Origin of the sequence: Paenarthrobacter sp. NPDC090522 (genome assembly GCF_044769225.1) — a bacterium.
Lineage (GTDB): Bacteria > Actinomycetota > Actinomycetes > Actinomycetales > Micrococcaceae > Arthrobacter.
Window position 1 is genome coordinate 119,024 of sequence record NZ_JBIVXL010000005.1, and the last position, 22,798, is coordinate 141,821.

General features: G+C 64.9%; 17 protein-coding genes. 11 read left to right on the top strand and 6 right to left on the bottom strand.

Translation table 11 applies throughout. From position 1 onward, the window contains the following. Nucleotides 1–19 precede the first annotated feature (19 nt). The 4 genes from ACIQT2_RS07900 (at nt 20) to ACIQT2_RS07915 (ending at nt 5,907) form a co-directional block, all read left to right on the top strand. On the top strand, nt 20–1,975 hold the full coding sequence (locus ACIQT2_RS07900; protein WP_402945236.1) for a heparinase: 1,956 nt from the start codon (nt 20–22) through the stop codon (nt 1,973–1,975). Beyond that, a complete protein-coding gene (locus ACIQT2_RS07905) occupies nt 1,965–3,113 on the top strand; it encodes a LacI family DNA-binding transcriptional regulator (RefSeq protein WP_402945239.1) in 1,149 nt (382 codons plus the stop codon). The genes ACIQT2_RS07900 and ACIQT2_RS07905 overlap by 11 nt, the downstream gene beginning before the upstream one ends. After that, on the top strand, nt 3,113–4,993 hold the full coding sequence (locus ACIQT2_RS07910) for a DUF2264 domain-containing protein (RefSeq protein ID WP_402945242.1): 1,881 nt from the start codon (nt 3,113–3,115) through the stop codon (nt 4,991–4,993). The genes ACIQT2_RS07905 and ACIQT2_RS07910 overlap by 1 nt, the downstream gene beginning before the upstream one ends. A 113-nt stretch (nt 4,994–5,106) precedes the next feature. After that, the gene (locus tag ACIQT2_RS07915; protein WP_402945243.1) at nt 5,107–5,907 is read left to right on the top strand and encodes a GNAT family N-acetyltransferase; all 801 of its coding nucleotides are present in this window, start codon (nt 5,107–5,109) and stop codon (nt 5,905–5,907) included. Between the two features lie 183 nt (nt 5,908–6,090). Here the strand turns inward: ACIQT2_RS07915 and ACIQT2_RS07920 are convergent, their stop codons facing one another. Beyond that, a complete protein-coding gene (locus ACIQT2_RS07920) occupies nt 6,091–9,597 on the bottom strand; it encodes an Ig-like domain-containing protein (protein ID WP_402945246.1) in 3,507 nt (1,168 codons plus the stop codon). Between the two features lie 276 nt (nt 9,598–9,873). On the opposite strand from ACIQT2_RS07920, the gene ACIQT2_RS07925 reads away from it, so the two are divergent. Together ACIQT2_RS07925 and ACIQT2_RS07930 are read left to right on the top strand one after the other, a co-directional pair. Then, nucleotides 9,874–10,539 (top strand): GntR family transcriptional regulator, encoded by a 666-nt coding sequence (locus ACIQT2_RS07925; protein ID WP_402945249.1) that lies wholly within the window; start codon nt 9,874–9,876, stop codon nt 10,537–10,539. Further along, nucleotides 10,536–11,711 carry an MFS transporter gene (locus tag ACIQT2_RS07930; RefSeq protein ID WP_402945252.1) on the top strand — a complete coding sequence of 392 codons (1,176 nt, stop codon included), beginning with the start codon at nt 10,536–10,538 and terminating at the stop codon, nt 11,709–11,711. Before ACIQT2_RS07925 ends, ACIQT2_RS07930 begins: the two co-directional genes overlap by 4 nt. Before the next feature lie 82 nt (nt 11,712–11,793). On the opposite strand, the gene ACIQT2_RS07935 is transcribed toward ACIQT2_RS07930, so the two are convergent. Further along, entirely contained in the window at nt 11,794–15,219 is a 3,426-nt protein-coding gene (locus tag ACIQT2_RS07935; protein ID WP_402945255.1) for an SNF2-related protein, read from the bottom strand. Between the two features lie 165 nt (nt 15,220–15,384). Between ACIQT2_RS07935 and ACIQT2_RS07940 the strand changes: the two genes are divergently transcribed. Together ACIQT2_RS07940 and ACIQT2_RS07945 are read left to right on the top strand one after the other, a co-directional pair. Continuing rightward, on the top strand, nt 15,385–16,233 hold the full coding sequence (locus ACIQT2_RS07940; protein WP_402945258.1) for a hypothetical protein: 849 nt from the start codon (nt 15,385–15,387) through the stop codon (nt 16,231–16,233). Nucleotides 16,234–16,495: 262 nt separating this feature from the next. Continuing rightward, the gene (locus ACIQT2_RS07945; RefSeq protein ID WP_402945260.1) at nt 16,496–17,443 is read left to right on the top strand and encodes a hypothetical protein; all 948 of its coding nucleotides are present in this window, start codon (nt 16,496–16,498) and stop codon (nt 17,441–17,443) included. Nucleotides 17,444–17,759: 316 nt separating this feature from the next. Here the strand turns inward: ACIQT2_RS07945 and ACIQT2_RS07950 are convergent, their stop codons facing one another. After that, entirely contained in the window at nt 17,760–18,281 is a 522-nt protein-coding gene (locus ACIQT2_RS07950) for a hypothetical protein (protein WP_402945262.1), read from the bottom strand. A gap of 134 nt (nt 18,282–18,415) precedes the next feature. On the opposite strand from ACIQT2_RS07950, the gene ACIQT2_RS07955 reads away from it, so the two are divergent. Both ACIQT2_RS07955 and ACIQT2_RS07960 read left to right on the top strand, forming a co-directional pair. Next, entirely contained in the window at nt 18,416–18,913 is a 498-nt protein-coding gene (locus tag ACIQT2_RS07955; RefSeq protein ID WP_397323542.1) for a sigma-70 family RNA polymerase sigma factor, read from the top strand. Further along, nucleotides 18,910–19,572 carry an anti-sigma factor family protein gene (locus tag ACIQT2_RS07960; RefSeq protein WP_400336884.1) on the top strand — a complete coding sequence of 221 codons (663 nt, stop codon included), beginning with the start codon at nt 18,910–18,912 and terminating at the stop codon, nt 19,570–19,572. Before ACIQT2_RS07955 ends, ACIQT2_RS07960 begins: the two co-directional genes overlap by 4 nt. Here the strand turns inward: ACIQT2_RS07960 and ACIQT2_RS07965 are convergent. From ACIQT2_RS07965 to trmB, 3 genes are read right to left on the bottom strand one after another with little or no spacing between them, the layout of a single operon-like run. Further along, nucleotides 19,555–20,043: an SRPBCC family protein gene (locus ACIQT2_RS07965; RefSeq protein ID WP_402945265.1), complete on the bottom strand. Its 489-nt coding sequence runs from the start codon at nt 20,041–20,043 to the stop codon at nt 19,555–19,557. The two genes, ACIQT2_RS07960 and ACIQT2_RS07965, sit on opposite strands and share 18 nt — an antisense overlap. 1 nt (nt 20,044) lies before the next feature. Next, on the bottom strand, nt 20,045–20,437 hold the full coding sequence (locus ACIQT2_RS07970; protein ID WP_400336880.1) for a hypothetical protein: 393 nt from the start codon (nt 20,435–20,437) through the stop codon (nt 20,045–20,047). A gap of 21 nt (nt 20,438–20,458) precedes the next feature. After that, nucleotides 20,459–21,364, bottom strand: a complete 906-nt coding sequence (gene trmB, locus ACIQT2_RS07975; RefSeq protein WP_400336878.1) for a tRNA (guanosine(46)-N7)-methyltransferase TrmB — start codon at nt 21,362–21,364, stop codon at nt 20,459–20,461. A gap of 164 nt (nt 21,365–21,528) precedes the next feature. Here trmB and ACIQT2_RS07980 point away from each other — a divergent pair, with 164 nt between their 5' ends. Beyond that, nucleotides 21,529–22,785, top strand: a complete 1,257-nt coding sequence (locus ACIQT2_RS07980) for an MFS transporter (RefSeq protein WP_400336961.1) — start codon at nt 21,529–21,531, stop codon at nt 22,783–22,785. The last annotated feature ends 13 nt before the right edge of the window (nt 22,786–22,798 follow it).

A 22,798-nucleotide genomic window follows, 5' to 3' on the forward strand; every position in this document is an offset into this window, starting at 1 on the left:
CATCTGAGAGAAGAATTCCATGCTGAAACCTTCCGGCGCCGTCACTGTGGACGCGCCGCCGCTGCGCACCGCGTGGGGCACCGAGGCCGCCGTTCCGGCTTTGCTGACCTCGCTCCGCGACGCCCGCTCCCGGCTCACCGTGCGCCCGGCGTCCGACGGCGGGTGGCAGCGCATCGGCCAGGCTCCCCTTCAGGCCCTGGCCGAGCAAGCAGCCACCGAGAAGGGCACCCCTTGGCCGCAACCGCTGGTGTCCCACTACGCACGCTATTTCCGCGACGGAAACCGCACGAAGTACGAGGGACTCGTGGCGAGCCGACAGCAGCGGCTGACACGCGCCGTCGTCATGGCTGCTGTCTCCGGGCCCGACTCCGGTGAGGGCTGGCTGGACGAGGTGATCGACGGTGCGTACCTGCTGTGCGAGCAGAGCTCGTGGAGTTGGGCTGCGCACGACGATGTGTTCACCCGTTCCGGCGAGGTAGTCCCGGACCCTTCGCGCCCGTACCTCGATCTTGGTACCGGGGAAGTGGTGGCACAGCTTGCGTGGCTGGACCACGTCCTGGGCTCCCAGCTGGAGGAGCGTGCCCCTGGCCTGCGGAAACGCCTTCGCCTTGAGGCGCACGAGCGCGCGATCAGTCCGTTCCTGGACAGGCTCGATTGGCACTGGCTGGGCCTCAACGGCGACGTGCACAACTGGAACCCGTGGATCCACACCAACATCATCGCCGCAGCGTTGCTGTTGGTTGACGATCCCGAGCTGCAGGCCACGGTCATTGCCCGCTGCATCGAGGGCCTGGACCGCTTCCTCGCCGCGATTCCAGCAGATGGGGCGATCGACGAGGGCTTTGCCTACTGGTGGAACGGGGCCGGCCGCGCTTTGGAGGGTTTGGCACTGCTTGAGCAAGCCGCGGGGCTCAATCCCGATCTCCCGGTGGTCCGTGCCCTGGTAGCGTTCCCTGGCAGCATGCACCTCGGCGGGTCCTGGTTCCTCAACGTCGCCGACGGCCCTGCCCGCGCGGCCGACTCCTTGCCCTGGGACATGCTGCATCGCTGGGCCGTCCGCCTGGGGGATTCCCATGCCGCCCAACTCGCCGCAACCTTTGCCGCCGTCGAGCCTGAACCCAACCCAGCCGCCGGACTGGGCCGCGTCCTCACCCAACTGAGTCGCAGCAGTGCGCGTTTTGAGCCCTCAAAACGCGCACAACTGCGACCCAGTTGGGGGACGTGGCTCCCGTCCGTGCAGATCATGCTTGCCCGGCAGACTCCCGGGTCAACGGACGGGCTCACGCTTGCGGCCAAGGGCGGGCACAACGGCGAGCACCATAACCACCGGGATGTAGGCTCCGTCGTGGTTGCCATGGACGGTGTGCCCCTCCTGGTCGACGCCGGCCAACCCACGTACACCGCGCAAACGTTCGGCCCCGATCGCTACCAGATCAGGGCCATGCAAAGTGCGTGGCACAGCGTCCCGGCACCGTTTGGGCTCGAACAAGGGACGGGCTCGGAGTTCGGGGCAACCGTCCTGCAGCAACCCACTCCTGATGAGCCAATGCTTGCGCTGGGCCTCGGCGCCGCCTATGGGCTCGACCATCCTGAGCAGTGGATCCGCACCTCGATCCTGAACCGGGAGGCCAGGACCGTAGTCATCGATGACCGCTGGAACCTCCCGTCCCCGGCACCGGAAGGAACGGACGACGTCGACATCACCTATCTGGCTGCCGGCACCGTCCGCTTGGGCCAGGACGCGACGGCGACCATCACCCCTGAGGGCATCCCGACTGTGGCGGGCGGCCGCGGAGTCCAGCTGCGCTGGAAGCCCGAGACCGCCGTCATGCTCGTGGACGAATGGCACCTCGACGATCCGCTGCTGGGCGATATCTGGGGCGACAAGCTGACCCGGCTGCGGTTCCGCATGCCCGCCGAAACCCGCGCTTCCGGCGCGTTCACCCTCACTCTGGAGGCACCACATGAGCACTGAACCAGGCCAGGAATCCGGCGGAAAGTCGCTGTTCTCGCTGCAACGCCGTGAGCGGTTGATGGAGGAGTTGCGCGCCCACGGGGCCATCACTGTCCGCGACATCGCCGCCAAACTGGGAGTCAGCGAACTGACCATCCGGCGCGACGTGAACATCCTCGCCGACGAAGGACTCGTGTCCCGTGTACACGGCGGCGCAACACTTCCGAGTCCGCTGGACCGATCCACGGCCGGGCGGGCCACCTCCCACAGCTACTCGATCGGCATGGTTGTCCCGTCCCTGGACTATTACTGGCCGCAGGTCATCAGCGGTGCCCGCGGCGAGGCCGAGGTTCAGAACCTCCGGATCGCGGTCCGTGGCTCCGCCTACGACGCCGCAGACAACCGCCGCCAGGTGCAGGCGTTGCTTGATACCCAGAACATCGACGGGCTCATAGTGGCTCCGGACATGGGTGGCGAGCACGGCAAAGAGTTGCTCCGCTGGCTCAATGCCCTGCCCATTCCCGTGATCCTGGCCGAACGCCGGGCGCCGTCGGAGATCCCGGCGCACAAGCTCGAGTGGGTGGCCACGGACCATGCATTCGGCGCGGGAATGGCCGTGCGGCATCTGTGGCAGGAGGGGCACCGCATGATCGGATGCCTTACCGATTCCACGAGCCCTACCAGCCCGCACGTGGTCCGTGGGTGGAAGCAGGCCATGAACGCGTTGAAGATTCCCCTGGACAAATCCATCCACGAGGATTCGGCCAAGCTGGACAACGGAGACCGGGCCAAGCATTTCGACCGCGTGCTGGAGCTGTGCCGTGAATCGGGAACCACCGCCATGTTGGTGCACTCCGATACCCAGGCTGTGGCATTTGTGCAGCACTGCGTGGACCGCGGCGTGGACGTACCGGGAAGCATGGCAATTGTGGGCTACGACGACGAGGTTGCCTACCTTGCCGAGCCCGCCATCTCGGCAGTGCGGCCGCCCAAGAGCTATGTGGGGAAGGTGGCAGTGCAACTCATGGCCGCGCGCCTGGCCGAGGGAAGGATGCGGCCGGTGCATCGGATCGACCTGAACCCTGAACTGATTGTCCGGGAGTCGTCCGTCGGGGCGCCGCGTGCTGCTTCCGTCAGCCTGGTGGAGGATGCGCTCTGATGGCTCTTGAACTCCCGCCGTTGGACCACGCGCTATCCCCGTACACCGGCCTGACCCGTTCACACTGGACCGCCTACGCGGACTACATGCTCCGCTCCGTGCACCGCTTCGGTTCCGAGGACCACGCCAACATCTACCTGCCCGGACCCAACAGCCGGTACGGCCGGGGGAGCGATTCGCTGGAGGCCTTCGCCAGGACGTTCCTGCTCGCCTCCTTCCGGATCGCCGGTGACCCCGCGAACACTGGCTGGATCGCGGAGTGGTACGCCGCCGGCCTGGATGCCGGGACCAACCCGGCGAATCCCAACCGATGGCCGACGCCCGGCGAGCTGGGGCAGGCGAAGGTTGAGGCGGCGTCGCTGGCGGTTGGCCTGGCAATGACCCGCGATGTGCTGTGGGACAAGTTGCCGCAGCGGGTGCAGGAGCAACTCATCGCGTGGTTCGAGACCGTGATTGGCGAGGAGTATCCGCCCATCAACTGGGTGTGGTTCCAGATCGTGGTGGAAACGTTCCTGGCTTCCGTCGGCGGGCGGCACTCCGACGAGGACATCAACGCCGGCCTCGCCATCCACGATTCCCTCTATCGGGGCGGTGGCTGGTTCGCCGACGGTCCTGAACGTGCTTACGACCATTACGTGGGCTGGGCCTTCCAGGTGTACCCGCAGCTCTGGGCGTTGATGGCACCCGACGATCCGCGCGTCGCGGCCCGCAAGAAGCTCGACGGCGACCGGCTGGCTGATTTCCTGGACGACTTCTCCTACCTCGTCGGAGCCAACGGGGCCCCGCTGATCCAGGGTCGGAGCCTGATCTACCGTTTCGCGGCTGCAGCGTCGTTCTGGGTGGGGGAGTTGTCCGGGCACACCCGCTTGGCTCCGGGGATGGCCCGGCGGGCTGCCTCGGGGATGCTTGACTACTTCGCGCGGCACGGCTCCGTCACCTCCGAAGGCCTGCTGTCCATCGGCTTCCACGGCTCATTTCCGAGTATGAAGCAGGCGTATTCCGGGTTCGGATCGCCGTACTGGGCAGCGAAGGGGATGCTGGGCCTGGCCCTTCCCGCCGACCACCCGGCATGGACGTCCGTGGAGGCGCCCTTGCCCGTTGAATCGGGAGACACGCAGCGGATCATCGCGGCGCCGGGTTGGCAGGTTGACGGCACCGTTGCCGATGGCGTTGTGCGGATCAGGAATCACGGGACGGACCATGCCGTTCCGGGGGCCGTTTTGGCAGATTCGCCCCTGTACGCCCGGATCGGCTACTCGACTCACACGTTCCCGGACCTCACGCCTGAGTCCTTGGATAACGCGGTGGCGTTCGTCGACCCTGTCGGCGGCCTGACGCACCGGACCGGCTTTGAGCACCTCGGATCCTTCCCCCTGAACGGCTTTTCCGTTGGGGCGTCCCGGTTCACCGCCAACTGGATCACGCCCGATCCCGACGCCGGCCCGGACCACGGCAGCGGCGTCTCCGGCACTGCGAGTCCCGGCCCGACAGTGACCGTGGTGTCCGCGACGCGTGGTGCCCTGGAGCTGCGGTTGGTACGGGTTACTGGTGCCTCAGAGGCGGCGTTACGGATTGGTGGCTGGCCCGTAGATGCTGCTTCATCCGTGGTCAGCTCGGTCCACGCCGTGTCCGGGTTCGGGAATGTCCTGGATACGTCCGGGACCTTCCTCCGGCCCGGTGCCCACCCGATGGGTTCGGAACTCATCATCCCGTGGGCCGGAACCGCCGGTCCCGCGCGCGACGGCGACTACGCCGCCGTCGTACATCTCGCCGGCGGGGGAGGTGCCTCGGAGACGGTGCAATACGCCGACGGCCACTTCGAATTCCCCGACGGCGCGGTCATCCCGGCCGATCTGCTCACCCGATTCGACGACCAGTGAAAAATTCTGCTGGATCATTCCCTCCCGCACCCGGGACCGACCTTGAAATGATGTGGCAGACGGCGGCTGATTCAAGAATGATTCAGCAGAATCCCATGGGTAGGCTCATCCAGATGACTCAAACCGACACCAAAGCCCGCCTTCTCGCGGCCTACGATGCCCAACTTCGCACCGACGCGGAAACCCCGAGCGCCCTCGCTGTGACAGAGCACGGCCCACTCCGTCTGGTGACCTTTCTGGGTGGCCGGGGCTTCATCACGTACCGGGACCTGGGCGGAGCTGATGAAGTCGGCGTCCGCGGGCTGGTCTCGGACGCCGTGGCCTACTTTGACGGTCTGCCGGAAATCACAAAGGTCGAGTGGAAGTCCCGCGGTCACGACCACGCCCCACGGCTCCACGAAGCACTCCTGGACCATGGCTTCACGCCTGACCCGCCGGAGTCGATCATGATCGGCGAAGCCCGGGCGCTCAGCCAGGACGTGCCCTTGCCGGAAGGCGTGACACTGCGCCGGGTGGTTGATGAACCTGATGTGCGGGCCATGAGCGCCATGCAGGACAAGGTCTTCGGCGAGCCCGTCTCGGACGAGATGGCGGAGGCGCTGCTTCGCCGGCTTTCGCTTGATGATGCCATGGAACTCTGGGTTGCCGAGGCGGACGGCGGCATCGTCAGCGCCGGCCGTCTGGAACCCGTGCCCGGCACCGACTTCGCCGGGATCTGGGGCGGAGCCACGCGACCGGAGTGGAGGGGCCGAGGGATCTATCGTGCGCTGACTGCCCGCCGGGCTCAGTCCGCGTTGGCGCACGGCAAAACGCTCATCAACAGCGACTCCACCGAGTTTTCCCGCCCGATCCTCGAGCGCTCCGGCCTGGTCAAGGTCTCAACCACCACGCCCTATCGTTGGACGCGGAGCTGACCGGCTTAGGACGGTGAGTAGCGGTTCCCTTATTCACACTTAGGACCACAAATGTGAATAAGGAGGCCTGTTGTTGTTAGTTGTGCCCGAAAATAACAATAAGGGACCCGTATTGCTCGTTCGGAGCACAGCGAGGCCCCCTCGGAACACGTCCGAGGGGGCCTCCCTGGAGAACGCAGATTCTTACTTACCGGCGGCGAAGCTGCTCACACACTGCCCCTGGTTCTTGAAGATCGGCGACGGGCTCCACTTCCATCCGTCGTCCTTGCAGGCTTCCTTGCCCGTGGAGATGTCCACGCGGTACTCCTTCACGGTCCCGTCCGGAGCGGTCACGGTGACAACCGCCGTCGGGCTTTCCGCGGTGGGTTGCCGGACGGTCACCTTCGCGTTCGTGTCCAGCGGGTAGCCGACGACGGCGGGAGTCGCCGACGAGGTCAGCGCGCGGTACGCGGTGGTTCCGGGAGCGAAGCCGACCACTGATGCCTGGTTGACCAGGAGTCGGCCGAGGTCGGCGAATCCTGCGTCGGCCAAGCGGGTTCCGGCGATGGCAACCTCGGCGACCTTCGTGTAGGAGGCCGTGGTGACGAAGGAGACGCGGATACCGCGGGTGGTGACTGGATCGAAGGAAACGGTGGTTGGAGAGGTGACCGAGAGTCCATTAATGACCCCGGCCGAGGTGTCCTTCCACGTGCCCGCTGCATCCTGGTACTGGACCTTGAGGCTTTGCGCGGTCTTCTCGGCCGACGTGACTGTCACAGAGGAGACGGTGTAGTCGCGGCCGAAAGCGTAGGACAAGCTGTCACCGTTGCGCCCGCCGCTGACCCAGTTGGACCAGCGGGTGGCGGGGTTGGCATCGCACGTGTTCTTCGCGATGTACGAGCCCTCGGTGTAGCTTGCCATGACGGTGGTGGCGGGGTCGTCCTTGCAGATGTTGGCCACGGGGACGCGGTCCACCACGATGACGGTCAGGGTGGTATCAAGTGAGCCGGCCTTGCCCGGGACCGTCAGAGTTCCCGCCGTTTCCAGAGAAGCGGCACTCAAAGCAGACCAATCCCATGTCACGGCGAGCGGATTGCGGGCCGGGCCGTCTGCGATCTGGCCGGGCACCGTGGCCGGAGCTGCCGCCTGCACGCTACCCAGCGAAGACCCAACCCCCACTGTCACCGACGCAGGATCTGTAGCAATGTATTGGCCCACAGTCACGGTCAGGACTGCCTCAAATGCCTGCCCATAGGGATCGACGCCGGAACCGTACACCGTCACTTTGCCTGCCTTCTGCCACGCGCCCGCGTCGACGGAGGACCACGTCACAGGCAGCGGTTTGCCCGGACCTGACTTGTACACGGGGGTGACGGTGGTTGGCAGCGCAGGAGCAGCCCCAACGGGAGTGCTCACGTCCAGCGGTGCCACTCCCAGCAGCTTCAGGTCCGCGATGTCCGTGAACGCCCAGGCTTGGTGCGGGCTGGCAAGCGCGGTGGCCGTCGTGCCAGTTGATGAAGCCAAGGCAACGGATGTCCCGGCCGCCGTTTGGTTACCTGAAACCTGCAACGAAATGGCGGCCCCAGCGTTCACCAACGTCCACTGTTTCCCGTTCTCCGTGGTCACTATCCACTGTGCAGAAGGAGTGGACCTGGCCTGTTCAAGCGAGAGGGAAGCCAAGGAAGCTGCGCCGGACTGGCTGCCATTCAACACACCGCCGGTGCCTGTCAGGACCCGCCCATCGGAAGCAGTGACAATCCAGCGACGGTCGTTGGCGAACTCGTCGTCCGGGCGAACAGCGTTGAACGTCCAGATCTGCGGAGCCACTCCGGCGGCGTCGGAACCGAGGTCCTGGATCGAAGCGCCGCCCGTGCGGGCCGTCAGGTACTTGCCGCTCGCCTCACCGGAGAGGTGGTAGCGGTGACCGTCCGCAACAGGTGCGGCGTCCTCCGAAACCCCGCTGACGCCGTCGACGACGAACGTCACCACGGACGCGGCAGGCACCTCAACCGTGGCGGACTTCGCCGCGGTGTCGACGGCGACCGGCGCGCCTTTCACCAGGGCGTTCTTCTCGATGTCGTCCAGGGGCGACTTGGTGGTGACCACCGGCGTGACCTTCGCGCCCGGAGCGATGCTCCCGAAGCGGCTGAGATCGATGGTGACCTTCTCCGCCGTCGGGGTGTCATTGAAGTGGACCAGCGTGGCACCGGTACCGTCGGCGCGGAGGGCGCTGGCCGTCTTGGCGTCGTTGTTCTGGATGAGGAAGTCGCCGGGGCGGATGTAGTGCGTGAAGTTACGGGTCGTGTTGTACTTCTGGTTGGTCAGGACCTTGCACTTGGCCGAGTCCAAGGCGGCGCCGTCGTTGAGCCTGCGGTTGGAGTAGCCCTCACGGCCGGCGTAGTTGCAGTCGAAGTCGACGTAGATGGAACCCCAGCCCTTGTCGGCTTTCTCCTGCTTGTACGTGTCCTCCACAGGCTGCCAGAACACCCAGGCATTCGGCTCGAGTTCGCGGAGGTCGTTGACCATCCGGCTCGCGATGCCCAAGCCATTGGTGATGTTGGAGCGGTCCCAGCCGCTGGTCGAGTCGCCGAGCGCCGGGTTGCCGGTCCAGAAGCCGCCCACTTCGCTCATCCACAACGGCTTCTCCGTGGAGTTGGCCAGGTCGCGGACCCTGCGACGGTCATTGGTTCCGTAGGTGTGGACGTTGAGTTGCGAAACGGCATCGTTGGCTTCCTGGCTGTAGCCGTTCCAGTTGGTCATGAACTTGGTGGGATCGGTCTCGTCCATCGCCGAGATCACCGCGTTGGTGCTGCCCTTGGCGAGTTCGGCGGCCAGCAGCTTGGTGACGCGGTCCTGCGCGGCCGGGTAGATCAGCGCGCCTTCCTGCTTCTGCGTGTACGTTGTGGGCGGCTTCCCCGTGGCGGCATTGATGTCCGTGCCCCAGTAGCCGGAGTTGGGCTCGTTGAACGGATCGATGGTGTCCACCTTGATGCCGCTGCCCTGCTCAAGGAGCTCGACGGCGTGCCGCATGTACGCGGCGAACTTTCCTTCCGCTTCGGGCAGCAGGTTTTCGCCTTTGTTCGTGTTGACCTGACCCGACACGTAGCCGCTCTTGGTCATGAACCAGGGCGGCGAGTTGCTGAAGGCTTCCCAGTGGGTGATCTGCTGATCTTCGGCCAGACGCTCCACCCACCACCGCTGGTTCTGGTCGGCGTCGGGGTTGTAGGAGGCGGGGTCGTCCGGGTCCCAGGCGTTCAGGAAGGCGAGCTTGTTGGCTTGGGTTTTGTCGACGCTTCCGTCAGGGTTGTAAAGGTTCGACGCCGGATGGCCGGGTTGCGCTTCGGCGACCGGCTTCCACCATCCCTCCACAGCACTGCCGTCGTTGAGGTAGTTCGCGACGTCCGACGCGTTGCCACCACCGACGTTGTAGCGGGCGATGTTGAGGTTCAGCCCGTCCTCACCGAAGACCTTCTGGTAGAGCTCCTCCCGCAGTTCCGGTGAGTATCCCGCCGTCGCATTAGCGAACCAGACCAGGCTGGTTCCCCAGCCTTCGAACGCTTCGCTGCGGCTGGCCGGGTTCGGGGTGATGGTGATCTGGGTTGCGTCGGCTGCCTGTGCGGCTGGTGCTGTGGGCAGGAGGGCCAGGCCTGTGGCTGCTGTGACGGCTGCCGCCAGAGCGGCCACGGGCCTTCGGAGTCTTGGAATCGCCATGGGTGTACCTCGTCATCGGGGCTTGGGTGCTTGTCTGTGCCGGTCTTCGTGCGAAGCCGGGCAAACCGAGACTATGAGGAGGTTTGGGGCCTCACAAGCGAGTCGAACACGGTCGATCGGGGTTGGTCGGAAGTGTTCTTGGTCGATTGCAACGCGAGGTCAGGTACGGCCCATTCTGGCCGTCCGGATGGGCCGTATCTGACCCGGCGTTGCGATTGACCGTGGCAAAGCTGTATAGATGTATACAAGTACACTCACACTTCATTGGCGGCACCCTTGGCAGATCCTCAACCTCGAAACACCGGGGCACACCTCGTTTACACGGAATTGAAGAGGCAGATCCTCGACCTTGAACTCAAACCAGGCACGCGGATCTACGAGCCCGCAATGGCCACGTCACTGCAGGTCAGCCGGACGCCGCTGCGTGAGGCCATCCGCAGGCTGATCTCCGAAAGCCTCCTTGAGCAGCAGCCAACCGGGGGAGTGCTGGTTCCGCTGCTGGATGAGACGGCCATATCCGAGCTCTACGATGTCCGGGCTGCCCTTGAGTCATTGATGGCCCGCGAAGCCTGTGCCCGCGCATCGGATGCTGACATCGAAAAACTGCAGGGCATCCTTGAGCGCAATGCAGCGATGGTGGGATTCGCGGACGAAGCCATGAAGTACGGCGTCACGCTCCACGCCACCATTGCCTCAATCGCCGGCAACTCCTGGGCATTGCGTTTCCACGGGCAGATCGCCAGCCAGGTGGAACGGTACCGATACTTCACCAACAACTCTGCCGAGCGTCGTGAGGAAGCCTTGGCCGACCACCGCCGGTTGGTGGCCGCACTGGCTGCGAAGGACGCGGACACTGCGGCGAAGATCGCATTTGACCACGTCATAGGAGCCCGGGACGAGACAGTGCGCATGATCTCGGTCAACGGCCTCGACCTCGAATGATCGGCGAACTGGGGCGACGCTCGTCCACGGCACTTCTTGTCCATTCTGCGTTGATCCAGGCAGTGACGTTCCTGGTCCGGCCCGCGGCCACGTACAGGGCCCTTGAACTCGACGTCCCTGCCTTCGCTCTCGGTGTTCTCGCTGCCAGCTACGCCGTCTTTCCCTTGCTGCTCGCGCTGCCCATCGGCAACCTGGTGGACCGCCTGGGCGAGCGTCGGCTCATGGCTGCAGGGTCCGCCGTCGTTCTTCTTTGCTCAACATTCTTGCTCTTTTGGGGGACGTCCGTAGCGGCGCTGATCGCCGGAACGGCGCTTCTGGGTGCGGGCCAGCTGGCCTGTGTTGTGGGGCAGCAGGCGGTGGTGGCGAACAACGCGGTGTCTTCGCGGCTCGACTCAGCCTTTGGCTACCTGACGTTCGCGGCGTCGTTGGGGCAGGCGCTGGGACCGCTCGCCATTTCGCTTGTTGGCGGTGCATCCGTGCGGCCGGACACCCAGGCAATCTTCATTCTGGCCGTTGCCATGGGATTGGTGCTGTTCTGCACCACGTTCCTTGTTTCCTCCCGGGTGAGCAGCGGTCGACGAACCTCACGATCCGCCGAGGCACCGCGGGGGAGCGCCTTTTCCCTGCTGCGCGCCCCAGGCGTGGCCCGTGCACTCGCCACCAGTGCAACAGTGTTGGCAGTGGTGGACCTGACTGTTGTTTTCCTGCCCGCGTTGGGCGCCGAACGCGGCATCACCGCCGCCACGGTTGGCCTGATGCTGACCGTGCGGGCGGTGTTCTCCATGGTCTCCCGGCTTGGGCTTGGCCGGGTGTCCCGGACGCTGGGCCGTTTGAAGCTGTTGATCCTCAGCCTGGCCGTGTCCACAGTGTCCCTTGCCGTTGCCGCGATTCCCATGCCGGAGTGGTTGCTGTTCGTCGTCATGGCTTTCCTTGGCCTCGGGCTTGGCATCGGCCAACCGCTCACCATGTCCTGGCTCTCCGCGCAGGCGCCACCGGGGCAGCGCGGGCGGGCGTTGGCTCTGCGGCTCGCGGGCAACAGGGTAGGCCAAGTGATCCTGCCGAGTGCCATAGGTGTTGTTGCTGTTGGGCTCGGTGCTGCCGGTGTGTTCCTGGCCTCTGCCGTTGCTGTCGGCGGGACGATGCTGATGCTGCGGGGCGTGCGCCTGGACTGATCGCTGTCCTTCCCCCAATTGACTGGCATTTGTGGTTGATATGAGCGCTGAGAACAACCACTACTGCCAGTCAGTTGGGAGGCTACTCCGCGAACAGCGCCGCCAGGTCCTCCGCCGTCAACGAACCGCCGGCCAAGGCATCGCCTTCCATCACATCCGCGAAGAGCTGCGACTTCTTGGCCTTCAACGCCATGACCTTCTCTTCGATGGTGTCCTTGGCCACCAGCCGGTAGACCATGACGTTCCGCGCCTGGCCAATGCGGTGCGTCCGGTCCACAGCCTGTGCTTCCGACGCCGGGTTCCACCACGGGTCCAGCAGGAACACGTAGTCGGCTTCGGTCAGGTTCAACCCGAAACCGCCGGCCTTCAGCGAGATCAGGAAGACGGGCGCGCTGCCGTTCTTGAATTCGCTCACTACGTCGCCTCGGTTCCGGGTGCTGCCGTCGAGGTAGCAGTATTCGATGCCCTCGGCATCCATCCGCTCGCGGACCTTGCCCAGGAACCCGGTGAACTGGCTGAAGATCAGGGTCCGGTGGCCTTCGGAGATGATGTCCTCGAGCTGCTCGAACAGGACATCCAGCTTGGACGAGCGGACGGCGGAGAGGGAAGAGTCCACCAGCGAGGCGTCCAGGCTCAGTTGCCTCAGCAGGGTCAACGACTGGAAGATCGTGAACCGGTTCTTGTTGACGTCATCAATCAGGCCCAGGATCTTTTGCCGTTCGCGCTGCAGATGGGTCTGGTAGACCTTCTGGTGGCGCGGGTTCAGTACTACTTCCAGGACCTGTTCCTGCTTGGGCGGCAAGTCCTGGATAACTTGCTCTTTGGTGCGGCGCATCATGAGCGGACGCACACGACGGCGCAGCTTGCCCAGTTGCGCCGAGTCACCGTTCTTCTCGACGGGCTTCTGGTAGTTTTCGGCGAACCTCTTGGGACTGGGGAACAGCCCGGGCGCCACGATCGAGGTGAGGGCCCAGAACTCCATGAGGTTGTTTTCCAACGGAGTACCCGTGATGGCCAGCTTGAACCGCGCAGGAAGTTTTCGCGCGCACTGGTACGCCTTGGACTGGTGGTTCTTCACGAACTGAGCCTCGTCAAGCATGAGCCCGGCCCACTGGAAGTAGGCGTAGGCCTCATAGTCGATGCGGAAGAGGGCATAGGAGGTGATAACGACGTCGGCACCCGCCATCGCTTCCGACGGCAACAGGCCACTCTTCGCGAAAGTCTCCGAAACGGTGCGCACCACCAGGCCCGGAGCAAACCGCTGAGCTTCGGACGCCCAGTTGCTGACCACGCTGGTGGGGGCCACCACCAAGAACGGCGCCCTGTCGTTTCCGCCGTCCACGGCCAGCTCCTGCGCCGCGCACATCAGTGCAATGGCCTGCACGGTCTTGCCGAGACCCATGTCGTCGGCCAGCACTCCACCCAGGCTGTGCTTGTACAGGAAGCTGAGCCAGTTGAATCCTTCATGCTGGTATGGCCTGAGCTCGGCGTTAAGGCCGGCCGGCAGCGGCAGCCCGGTCACGCCGTCGTCGAGCAGTCCACCTACCGACTCCCGCCACGCGGCTGCTTGCTCGTCCACAATCCCCAGCTGCGCCAGCTCGTCCCAAAGCCCCACCTGGAAACGGCTGATCTGCAGGCTGCCGTCCTTGTTGTCCGGGTTGTCCTGGAGGGAGCGGGCCTCGTCGATGAGTGCGCGGAGCTGATGAAGTTCGGGGAGGTCCAGGGAGAAGTGGGCGCCGCTGGGCAGGAGCATGCGCGTTTGTCCGGCGGCGAGCGCGGAGAAGACTGCGGCGAAGGACACCGGTTCGCCCTCGAGGGTGATGACGATGCCGAGGTCGAACCAGTCGCCGCTCGCGGTCTCCTTGGTGGAGATCGACACAACGGGCGCCTCTTCCGCCTCCCGGTAATCGGCGATGTCGCCGGACGTTTCAACCACGACGTCGGGCAGTTCCCTGAGTGCCGGCAGCACCTCTTCCGTAAACGCGAGGGTGTCGAGGCCGCCCAGTTCCGCGGTGGCCGTGAGCCGCGGCGCACCCCAACCTCCGGTGGCGGACTCTGCCAGGGCAGGGACGGTCTCCCACGGGTGCCCCAGCGATTCGAGAATGCGTGCCTCGGCGGCATCGTCGCGGTAGCCACGGTCCTCGGGATGCCGCCACAAAGGCTGTGCCGTGACCAGCGTTCCCGAGGTGTAATGCCACTCCCAGTGCAGCCTCACCTTGTGGTCATTGCCGTAGTTGGCCAGCAGGGACAGCGTTGGCACTGCCAGCGTGGGCAGCTCCACTGACTCGTCGGCTGCCTGCACGGGCGTGGACTGCCGAAGCTTCGGGTAGAAGGAGGTGAGGAAGCGGCTCTCGTCCTCCGCGGGGATCTGCAGCGTGGAACCATCCGTGACGAACTCCAGGAGCTCGTCGCTGATGCCGCCATCGATCGGGGCCAGCGTGATCAGGTTCTTCTGCGACGTCACTCCGGGCAGCGTTTCCGCCCCGGATTGCGTGAAGAAGATCCCGTTGGCCGGCTTGCCCAGGAAGCCCACGGTTCCGGCATCAACCTCCTCCCCACCTACGGTCACCGACGGCGCGAGCTGCAGGCCGCCGTCGTGCTTTCCGTTTGTGGTGCTGTTCGCGTCGGGCCGGGCCGCGCTGTGCCGGGCAAGGCTGAGGCCGACGACGGCGGGTTGGGACTCGACGCGGACAGGCTCGCTCCCAGCCGCATGAATCAGCGGGATTCCGGCCTTTGTTGCTTCGTCGAGGAGAGTCCAGAGGTTTTTGCCGGTGAAGTCGTTCAGGCTCAGCCACATGGCACCCGACGGTTGCTGGCGGCCGTTGGGGGAGCCGTGGGCGGCGAGGAAGGTTTGCAGCCATTCCACCTGCGTTTCGTTGAACTCGCGGCGGAAGCTGACGTAGCTGAGGTTGTTCCAGGACACGTCGCCGCGGATCCACTTGCCCTTGGCGCCCATCATCATGGGGCGGACCTTGAGTTGCCGGACACTGCGCACGGGGTCGCGGCGACCTGTGTAGGAAAAGTGGGCTGCCGGTTCCTCCACTTCGAATTGCAACGCGAGCTGAGTCCCGGCGGGGCTTTGCGTCGGACCGGGCTTGGCGATCAGCCTGTTGAGGGCGAGTTCCCACGCCGGGCGCGTTCCGGCCTGGTCCGGGCGGGCTGTCTGCATGCCGGGAGCCTGGGCCAGAAGCTGGGCGCGGATGCTCGGGTGGTCCTCGGCCGTGAAGAGGAGGGCGGCAACGTGCTTGCAGTCCTTGCGCACCGGGCAGCTGCAAATGCCCACCGTGCAGCTCCAGCCGCTGGGTTTGCGGACGAGTTTTGCCGAGGTGGAGTAAGGCTGCGGCGTGTTGCCGCGGACCTTGCCCAGGAGGAGTCCCGTGGCCGCATCGAACGTGATCCCCGTGACCCGGCTGCCCATGGCATAGGCCAGTCCGGCCGCGAGGGAGCGGTCGTTAATGGCGGGTGTTTGTATGGCCAGTTCCCAATTGTCATCGGGGTGGGACGGCATGCAGGCGGCTACTTTCGGCAGGAGGTTATCTGCTCAATCTTAGTCAGCCCCGAGCGGCCCCCAAACTTCGCCCACCGTTAACCTCAACCTCGATTGCGGCGCCATTCGCGCGCGTACGTTGAAGGTGTCCGGAGCACCATCAGCTTTCAGCAGTGAGGATTTCCCATGACTACCAACGAGTACCCCGTCGTCCTGAACAAAACCGCCGTCGAAGCCGGCAATGGGGACGTAGTGGATTCCAACGTCAACGTCGTGAATGAGATGTACGCGGAGCTCCTCAACAGCGACGAAATCGCACCGGCCGCGCTCAACAGCTACTTTGTTGACTTCTACCTGACGCAGGCACTGGCCGGCGGGTTTGCCCAGTACGTGTTCACCGCCCCCGAGCGCGATGAAGTGGATGCCTTTGTCCGCGCTGGATTGGTGGGAATCGGCGCTGCCCGGCACCTGGAACTTTTCAACCGCACCGCTGCTGCTTTCGACGCGTTGTCCGAAGACGAGGCTGAGGCCTACCTCGATGGCGAGCTGGACGAGTCCGAGGCCACGCCCGCATCGGTGGCGTTGCTGGATGAACTCGACGGAGAGTTCGAAGCCCTGCTCGAAGAAGAGGACATTGTGGACCTCAACGCCGACTACCTTCGCAGCCAGCCCGGCCTGCTGGTCCTGTCCGAGGAGGATATCGAGGCACACATTGCCGAGCGTGTTGCCCTCATCCCCGACCTGGAAGAACGCCGGGCCGAGGCCGAGGAAGAAGCCCTCGCCAACGCACCCGAGTTCGAGGTCATCATCCGCGAACTGTGCGACGTTGCCGGCTACGCCCTGAAGAAGATCACCATGGGCGACCCCAACTACGAGCACGACGGTGTCACTACGCTGGCGTGGCATTTCTCCACCGACCACGGCGACTACGTCATGATCGAGGACGAAGACGAGGCTTTCATGATCCACCCGGAGACGAAGGAGATCATCGCGGCCGTGGAGTTCGAAGAGTCCGACGAGTTCGTGGAGGCGTAGGCTTCCCTTTTCTCACCGCCGGGTTCGCGGGAACCCTGCCAGCACCCCCGGAAGTTTCCGGGGGTGCTGGTTTGTTTCCAGCGAACCCGGGAGTCGCCGGCCGTTGTCCCCGCTGGGTTCGCGGGAACACTGCCTTTTCGCGCGGAAGTTTCCGGACGGCAGGCATCCTTCCGGCGAATCCGGTTCCTGAGGCGCCCGTGCCTGTCCACATAGGCTCATTTCAGCCTTCTGTCCGTCCCGGTTGTGTGGCGATGCTGGGTCGATGAGCACACCGCCGGAAACGTCCAGATCCCCCAAGCTTCGGGGACTCCCTGCCCGCGGAAACATGTGGCGAACCGAGCAGTTGCTCGGCATGGGCCACAACAGTCGAAGCATCAAAGCGTTGTTGGACTCCGGGCAAATCCATCGGCTGAGGTACGGGTGCTACATCCGGACCAGCCGTTGGGATGCCTTGGGTCCGCGCCAGCGTGCCCTGCAACGGATTGCTGCCCACGCACACGGCACCCTGACAACGTCTACCGGGGCTTTTACCTACAGCCACCTGTCTGCGGCACGACTTCACGGGCTGTTCTTGTTCGGGGTAAATGACAAGGTCCATGTGTTGCACCCGGCCCGACCCTCCGCCGACCGCTGGGGAAAGGATGTGCAGGCCCACACTGAAGCTTTCTCCGAGGACGAGGTCAGCACGGTTCGTGGCTTGAGGGCGACAACGCTTGAGCGGACGGTTTCCGACTGTGCCCGGATGCTTAGTTATCCCAAGGCCTTGGTCATCGTGGATCACGGGTTGCGGCTGGGCGCCAACCGGGCCCTGGTTGAAGAGCTGGCCGACGCCTCTGCCGGCAAACGGGGTGTCCGGATTCTGCGCAAGGCTCTGGAGAATGCCGATGTTCGCGCAGAATCGGCCGGCGAGACGCTGACGCGGGAACTCATGCAGCGCCTGCGCATCAGGCTGCCCGAGCCGCAGTTCGAGGTGCGAACCAGAGTGGGCGAGCACCGGATGGACTTCGCCTGGGAGGAGGAGAAACTCGCACTGGAGTTTGATGGGCGGACCAAATACTTCGATTACAAACCAACCGAGGAGGTCATCTTTCAGGAGAGGCGCCGCGAGAAGGCCCTTATGGAAGATGGTTGGCGTTTCATTCGCATCGAATGGAAGGACTTGTTCCAGGAACAGGCGTTCAAGGAACGGATTCTGCGCGCGCTGCGATGAGGCCGCCTGCACCCAGTTCGCGGGAAGCGTGCCTGCTCGCACGGAAATTTCCGGGATGTTGGCAGGTTTCCCGCGAACTCGGCGGGGACGGGGCGGGTTTGCCGCGAACTCGGCGGGGGAACGGTGGGGTTTGCCGCGAACTCGGCGGGGACGGGGTGGGTTTGCCGCGAACTCGGAGGGGGAACGGTGGGGTTTGCCGCGAACTCGGAGGGGGAACGGTGGGGTTTGCCGCGAACTCGGAGGGGGAACGGTGGGGTTTGCCGCGAACTCGGCGGGGACGGGGTGGGTTTCCGGCGGGGACGGGCAGGGATCAACCTCAGTACCCCGTCGTCGCGGCCTCCTTGACCATCTCGCCGCTTGGGCTGACCAGGTACCAGACGTTGCTCACGCCCTGGCCTGTCACGTCGCCCGGTGCCTTGTCCTTGGCGTAGTAGTACAACGGCATCCCGTTCAGCGTGACCTGCTTTTTCCCGTCAGGCGTCGCGATGGTTCCCACGGTCCCGGTGACGCCGTCAACAGTGGGGGCGTCCGCCGTCGTCGTAAATACCGGCCAAGCCGCAAGGCAGGCCCCGGTGCAAGCGCTGGTTCCCGAGTCCTTGACGTCCTTGGTGAAGAAGTAGAGGCTCATTCCTTTGCTGTCCACCACGATCTGGCCGGCGCTGGAAGAGGCCACCTTCATTTCGGCAGCTGCGGTGGGACTGGACGAAGCCGCCGCCGAGGAAGCGGCAGCGGACGATGCAGACGTCGATGACGTGGACGTTCCCGGGCTCCCGCCGCATCCTGCCAAAGCGGCCACGAGGGCAAGTGCCCCGATTCCCATGCTGAATTGCTTTTTCATCCCTAGCTCCTATGACGAGCCGGCCGGACGGGTCGGCGCTAACCCGTACGACGCCGTCGGGTGAAGAATGGTTCAAGGGTGAACCGCGGGCGCCTAAAACGCGTCGTAGGGGATGACAAGCGAAGGAGGTGGCTATGCCGTTGGACGAGGACGTGGTGGCAGCGATCTACCGCGACCACGGCACGGCCCTGAAACGCTTCGTCCTGAGTTGCACGCCGGATGCGCATCTGGCGGACGACGTCGTGCAGGAAACCATCCTGAAGGTGTGGCAGCATGCCCCGCAGATCACGGGCAGCCTGCGCAGCTACCTCTTCAGGACCGCGAGGAACGTGATCATCGACAACTACCGGAAAGCCCAGCGGCGCCCCACGGAAACGGGCGAGCATGACCTCCCGGACCAAGGTGCCACGGAACGCGTGGACGAACTCCTCAACCGCGTGCTCATGGAGGAGGCGCTGCTGAGGCTCAGCCACGAACACCGCGAGGTACTTGTGGCCCTGCACTACCAGCGGTACACCGTCACGGAGGCAGCCCTGCAGCTGAACATTCCGGCGGGCACCGTGAAATCCCGGGCCTTTTACGCAGTGAAGGCCCTCCGAACGATCCTTGACGAAATGGGGGTGGAGAAATGAACGGCGAATCCGTCCACCAGTTGCTGGGGGCCTACCTGTTGGGCGGCCTTGAAGCGGACGAGGCCCGCGCCTTTGAGGACCACCTCACGCGTTGTGCCGAGTGCCGCAAGGAGTTGGAGGAACTCGAGAGCCTCCCGGCTCTGCTCGACGCCGTCCCGGCAGCGGACGCCGTCGCCCTCACTGCTGCTGGCGGAACGCAACCACTCACACCCTTGGAATCCGCGCCGCAGGCCCTCCTGGTTGATCTTTCGGCCCGCAGGCGGAAATCACGACGGCGGTGGGCGGCTGTTGTGGGGGCCGTCGCTGCGGCGTGCCTCGCGGTGGGTGTCCTGGCCGGTCCGATCCTGAACCAGCCGCAGAAGCCTGACGCCAGCTATTCCGTACAGTCCGGCGATGGCCTTCAGTTGACCGTTGGAATGGTCAAGAAGACCTGGGGGACTGAACTGGATGTCGAGGGCCGGAGCATGCCGCTTGAGGGGACGCTTTACCTGTGGGTGAAGGGTCGTGACGGCGCCGAGGAACGGACCTGCGGGTGGACGGCCACACCGAGTGGGCGGATCAAGATCACCGGTGCAACGCCAGTGCAGCTGACCGGCATCGCGGGAGTGGAATTGAGGGACGACTCGGATAAGACAGTGGCATCAATCTCCGTGCCGTGATGCGGCGTGCAGCTCGGCCACCAGTGCCGGATCCTCGCACGCCTTGGCGAACGCGTCGATGCGTCGTTCGATTTCGAGGCCCAGGACTTTCGCCCCCATCCGTTCGGCCAATGGCTTCAGCCAGGCCGGCTTGCAGGAGAACGTGTACTTCCAGACAGCCCGGGTGCCGTCGCCCTCAGGGGTGAAGCGCCAGCCACCACCGAAGTTGTCGAAGAACCACGGCCCGGCGACCATCGTCATGCCCACGTTGCGTGGCGGTGTGTAGGAAACGTATTCCGTGACCATCGTCAGGCCCATGCGGGATACCGTCCTGGTCCGGACCCCCTTGCCTGCACTCGTGGCCCCGTCCACAAAGGACTGCGCCGAAATGAACGGATCCCACTTGAGCCGGAATTCGCCCGTGGTCTGCGAGAGCGCAAACGTCGTTTTGGGGTCGAGCCGGATGAACCTCTCCGCGCGTACCTGGGGCATGTCAGGCCCCCTGCCCGGAACCGAGCAGCAGGATGACCAGGAATGCCACGCCGAACACGTTGACGGCCATGATGGAGAGGCCGACGATGCCCGTGACCCGTCCGGCATTCATACGGCCGGACCGGAACACGGCGATCAGTCCGGAAACCATGGACACCACGGCCAGGAGGACTGCCAAGGCAGCGAAAGCCAGGGCGCCCACCCACCATGCGTCGTTGCCTTGGTTGTAGCGGCTGATCTGCGAGGCAACTGCCGCGATCCCCAGGGGTATGCTCACCACTGCGGCCACCGGTGACAGCACTGCGGCCACGATGCTCGTGATGCCCGCGCCCAGCCCAAGTGTCCGGGTCCGTGGCGGCTGCTGATAGTAATCAGCGGGCGGTTGGTAGCTCATGGTTCCCCCGAAATCCGTTCGCTAGATCTTGCGGTACGTGAGGTCGAAGATCATGCGCCCGGCCTCATGCGCCTTGTTCTCGAAGCTCGTCCGGATGCGGCCCTCGAACCGCGGAGCCCAGCCGCCTTCCTGGTCAACGCCCTCGTTCGGTCCGGTGTGCTCCGTGCTGACAGGGGCGCGGCCTTCCTTGACCGGCGCACCTCCCACCACGGATTCGACGCCGGATTGCCACACTTGCGTCAGCGGGCTCTCCTCGCCGCTGCGCTCGCCGTCGTGCATGTTCTCAAACTCTGTTGAGCCCGCCAGGACTTCGCGGACATGGACGGCGTAGTTGGACCAGTCGGTAGCGATGCGCCAGTAGCCGCCCTTTTCGAGGGCCTTCGCCGCAACGGATGCGAAGGCAGGCTGGATGAGGCGGCGTTTGTGGTGCCGGGCCTTGTGCCACGGATCCGGGAAGAACACCCAGAGTTCGCTGACGGATCCGGCAGGGAGCATGGATTCGAGGACCTCGGGAGCGTTGGCTTCCACGACGCGCACGTTGGTCAATCCACGGCTGTTGATCTTGATGATGGTGTTGGCCAGCCCGGGGGTGTAGACCTCCACGGCCAGGAAGTCCTTGTCCGGGTTCTGCTCCGCTGCGTGGACCACGGCGTCGCCCAAACCGGAACCAACCTCGACGATCAGGGGAGCCTTGCGCCCGAACACTGCCTCGGCGTCGAAGACGTATTCCGGGTGCACCGAGGTGTTGGCTACATGCCGCGGGACCTGGATGGCCCATCGCTCTGCATGTTCCTCCCAGGCGGCTTGCCGGCGGCCCTGGAGGCGCGTTCCACGGCGCACGAAACTGACCGGCCGGCCGCCGTAGGTGCCGAAGGAGGCCTGGCTGCCGGGAGTAATGGGGCGCGGGGTTTCTGGGGTGTCACTCATGTCTTATCCAGAATACTTTGCCCCGCTGGCTCTGCAGCGCCGGGTCTGTGGCCAGAATCGCCATATCAGGTGAGCAGGCCAAAGTACTGCGATCGCGCCCGGCTGACAGAATAGGACGTGTGACCTCCTCCCCGAAGCCGGCCTCGTCCACGCAGCGCCCAGAGATGTCCGTGAACAAAAGGCCCTTGCCCGAGATCGCAGTGGATGCCGAGATCGACGACGACCCCGCAGCAGCCCCCACCCAGCTACGGGGCAAACGCGGCCTGGCGTATCTGGCGGTTTGCCTGATCCTGATCGGGCTCAACCTGCGAACGGTCTTCTCCAGCTTCTCCGCCGTGCTTCCCGAAATAACGTCCGACGCCGGTCTGCCGGGCTGGTCTGTTGTGGTCCTGACGACTGTTCCGGTGACACTGCTTGGCGTCTTCGCGCCCCTTGCCCCGGTGCTGGCCCGCAGGTTTGGGGCGGAACGGGTGCTTCTCGGGGCCATGGCAGTCCTCACGGCGGGTCTCCTCATCCGGCCCGGCGAGCTACCCGGAACCGGCCATGTGCCGACGCTCCTGGTGGGAACAGCTGCGTGCGGCGCAGCGATCGCACTGTGCAACGTGCTCCTGCCTGGAGTGGTCAAGAGGGATTTCCCGCACCGGTTGGGCCTCATGGGCGGGCTCTACACCACGGCTATCTGCGCGTCTGCGGCACTCGGTGCGGGCTTCACGTATCCGGTCTTTACGGCAACCGGCCACTGGACATCGGCGCTGTGGTTCTGGGCGGTGCCTGCCGCCGTCGTGCTTTTGCTTTTCCTGCCGCTGGCTATCAGGCAGCACCCCGTACATCACCATGCCATCGCATCAGGCGTCAACGTGTGGCGTTCCGCGGTGGCGTGGCAGGTGACGGCGTTCATGGTGCTGCAGGCGATGATGTCCTTCAGCGTGTTCGCGTGGCTGGCGCCCATTTTGCGCGAGAGAGGCGTGGATGGCGGCACGGCCGGGTTGATCGTGTCTGTGTCGATCGTGCTTCAGATGCTCGGCTCGTTGTTTGCCCCAGCCTTGGCCACACGCTTCAAGGATCAGCGGGCCATCAACACAGTGGTGGCGCTCATGACCGGCGGCGGTTTTGCCCTGAGTATTTTCGGGCCTACCGAGCTGATCTGGATCTGGACCGGATTGCTCGGGCTGGGCCAGGGTTCACTCACGGCGGTGGCCCTGACGATGATCATGGTCCGCACCCGGGATGCCCATACGGCCGCGCACCTGTCCGGAATGATGCAGGGCGTCGGTTACGGACTGGGTTCCACCGGCACCTTGATGGTGGGCCAGCTTCACCAGGCAACAGGTGGGTTTGCTGCCGCTGGAATCCTGTTCCTGGTGGTGGGCTCGCTCGCGGCGTTCTTCGGGTACCGGGCCGGCCGCGACCGCTTCGTTTAACCCAAGTAGGGGA

Bases quoted from the DNA above. Each gene is read 5' to 3' on its own strand.
- ACIQT2_RS07900 (WP_402945236.1), top strand. From the start codon at position 20: ATGCTGAAACCTTCCGGCGCCGTCACTGTGGACGCGCCGCCGCTGCGC.
- ACIQT2_RS07905 (WP_402945239.1), top strand. From the start codon at position 1,965: ATGAGCACTGAACCAGGCCAGGAATCCGGCGGAAAGTCGCTGTTCTCG.
- ACIQT2_RS07910 (WP_402945242.1), top strand. From the start codon at position 3,113: ATGGCTCTTGAACTCCCGCCGTTGGACCACGCGCTATCCCCGTACACC.
- ACIQT2_RS07915 (WP_402945243.1), top strand. From the start codon at position 5,107: ATGACTCAAACCGACACCAAAGCCCGCCTTCTCGCGGCCTACGATGCC.
- ACIQT2_RS07920 (WP_402945246.1), bottom strand. From the start codon at position 9,597: ATGGCGATTCCAAGACTCCGAAGGCCCGTGGCCGCTCTGGCGGCAGCC.
- ACIQT2_RS07930 (WP_402945252.1), top strand. From the start codon at position 10,536: ATGATCGGCGAACTGGGGCGACGCTCGTCCACGGCACTTCTTGTCCAT.
- ACIQT2_RS07935 (WP_402945255.1), bottom strand. From the start codon at position 15,219: ATGCCGTCCCACCCCGATGACAATTGGGAACTGGCCATACAAACACCC.
- ACIQT2_RS07940 (WP_402945258.1), top strand. From the start codon at position 15,385: ATGACTACCAACGAGTACCCCGTCGTCCTGAACAAAACCGCCGTCGAA.
- ACIQT2_RS07945 (WP_402945260.1), top strand. From the start codon at position 16,496: ATGAGCACACCGCCGGAAACGTCCAGATCCCCCAAGCTTCGGGGACTC.
- ACIQT2_RS07950 (WP_402945262.1), bottom strand. From the start codon at position 18,281: ATGAAAAAGCAATTCAGCATGGGAATCGGGGCACTTGCCCTCGTGGCC.
- ACIQT2_RS07955 (WP_397323542.1), top strand. From the start codon at position 18,416: ATGCCGTTGGACGAGGACGTGGTGGCAGCGATCTACCGCGACCACGGC.
- ACIQT2_RS07960 (WP_400336884.1), top strand. From the start codon at position 18,910: ATGAACGGCGAATCCGTCCACCAGTTGCTGGGGGCCTACCTGTTGGGC.
- ACIQT2_RS07965 (WP_402945265.1), bottom strand. From the start codon at position 20,043: ATGCCCCAGGTACGCGCGGAGAGGTTCATCCGGCTCGACCCCAAAACG.
- ACIQT2_RS07970 (WP_400336880.1), bottom strand. From the start codon at position 20,437: ATGAGCTACCAACCGCCCGCTGATTACTATCAGCAGCCGCCACGGACC.
- trmB (WP_400336878.1), bottom strand. From the start codon at position 21,364: ATGAGTGACACCCCAGAAACCCCGCGCCCCATTACTCCCGGCAGCCAG.
- ACIQT2_RS07980 (WP_400336961.1), top strand. From the start codon at position 21,529: ATGTCCGTGAACAAAAGGCCCTTGCCCGAGATCGCAGTGGATGCCGAG.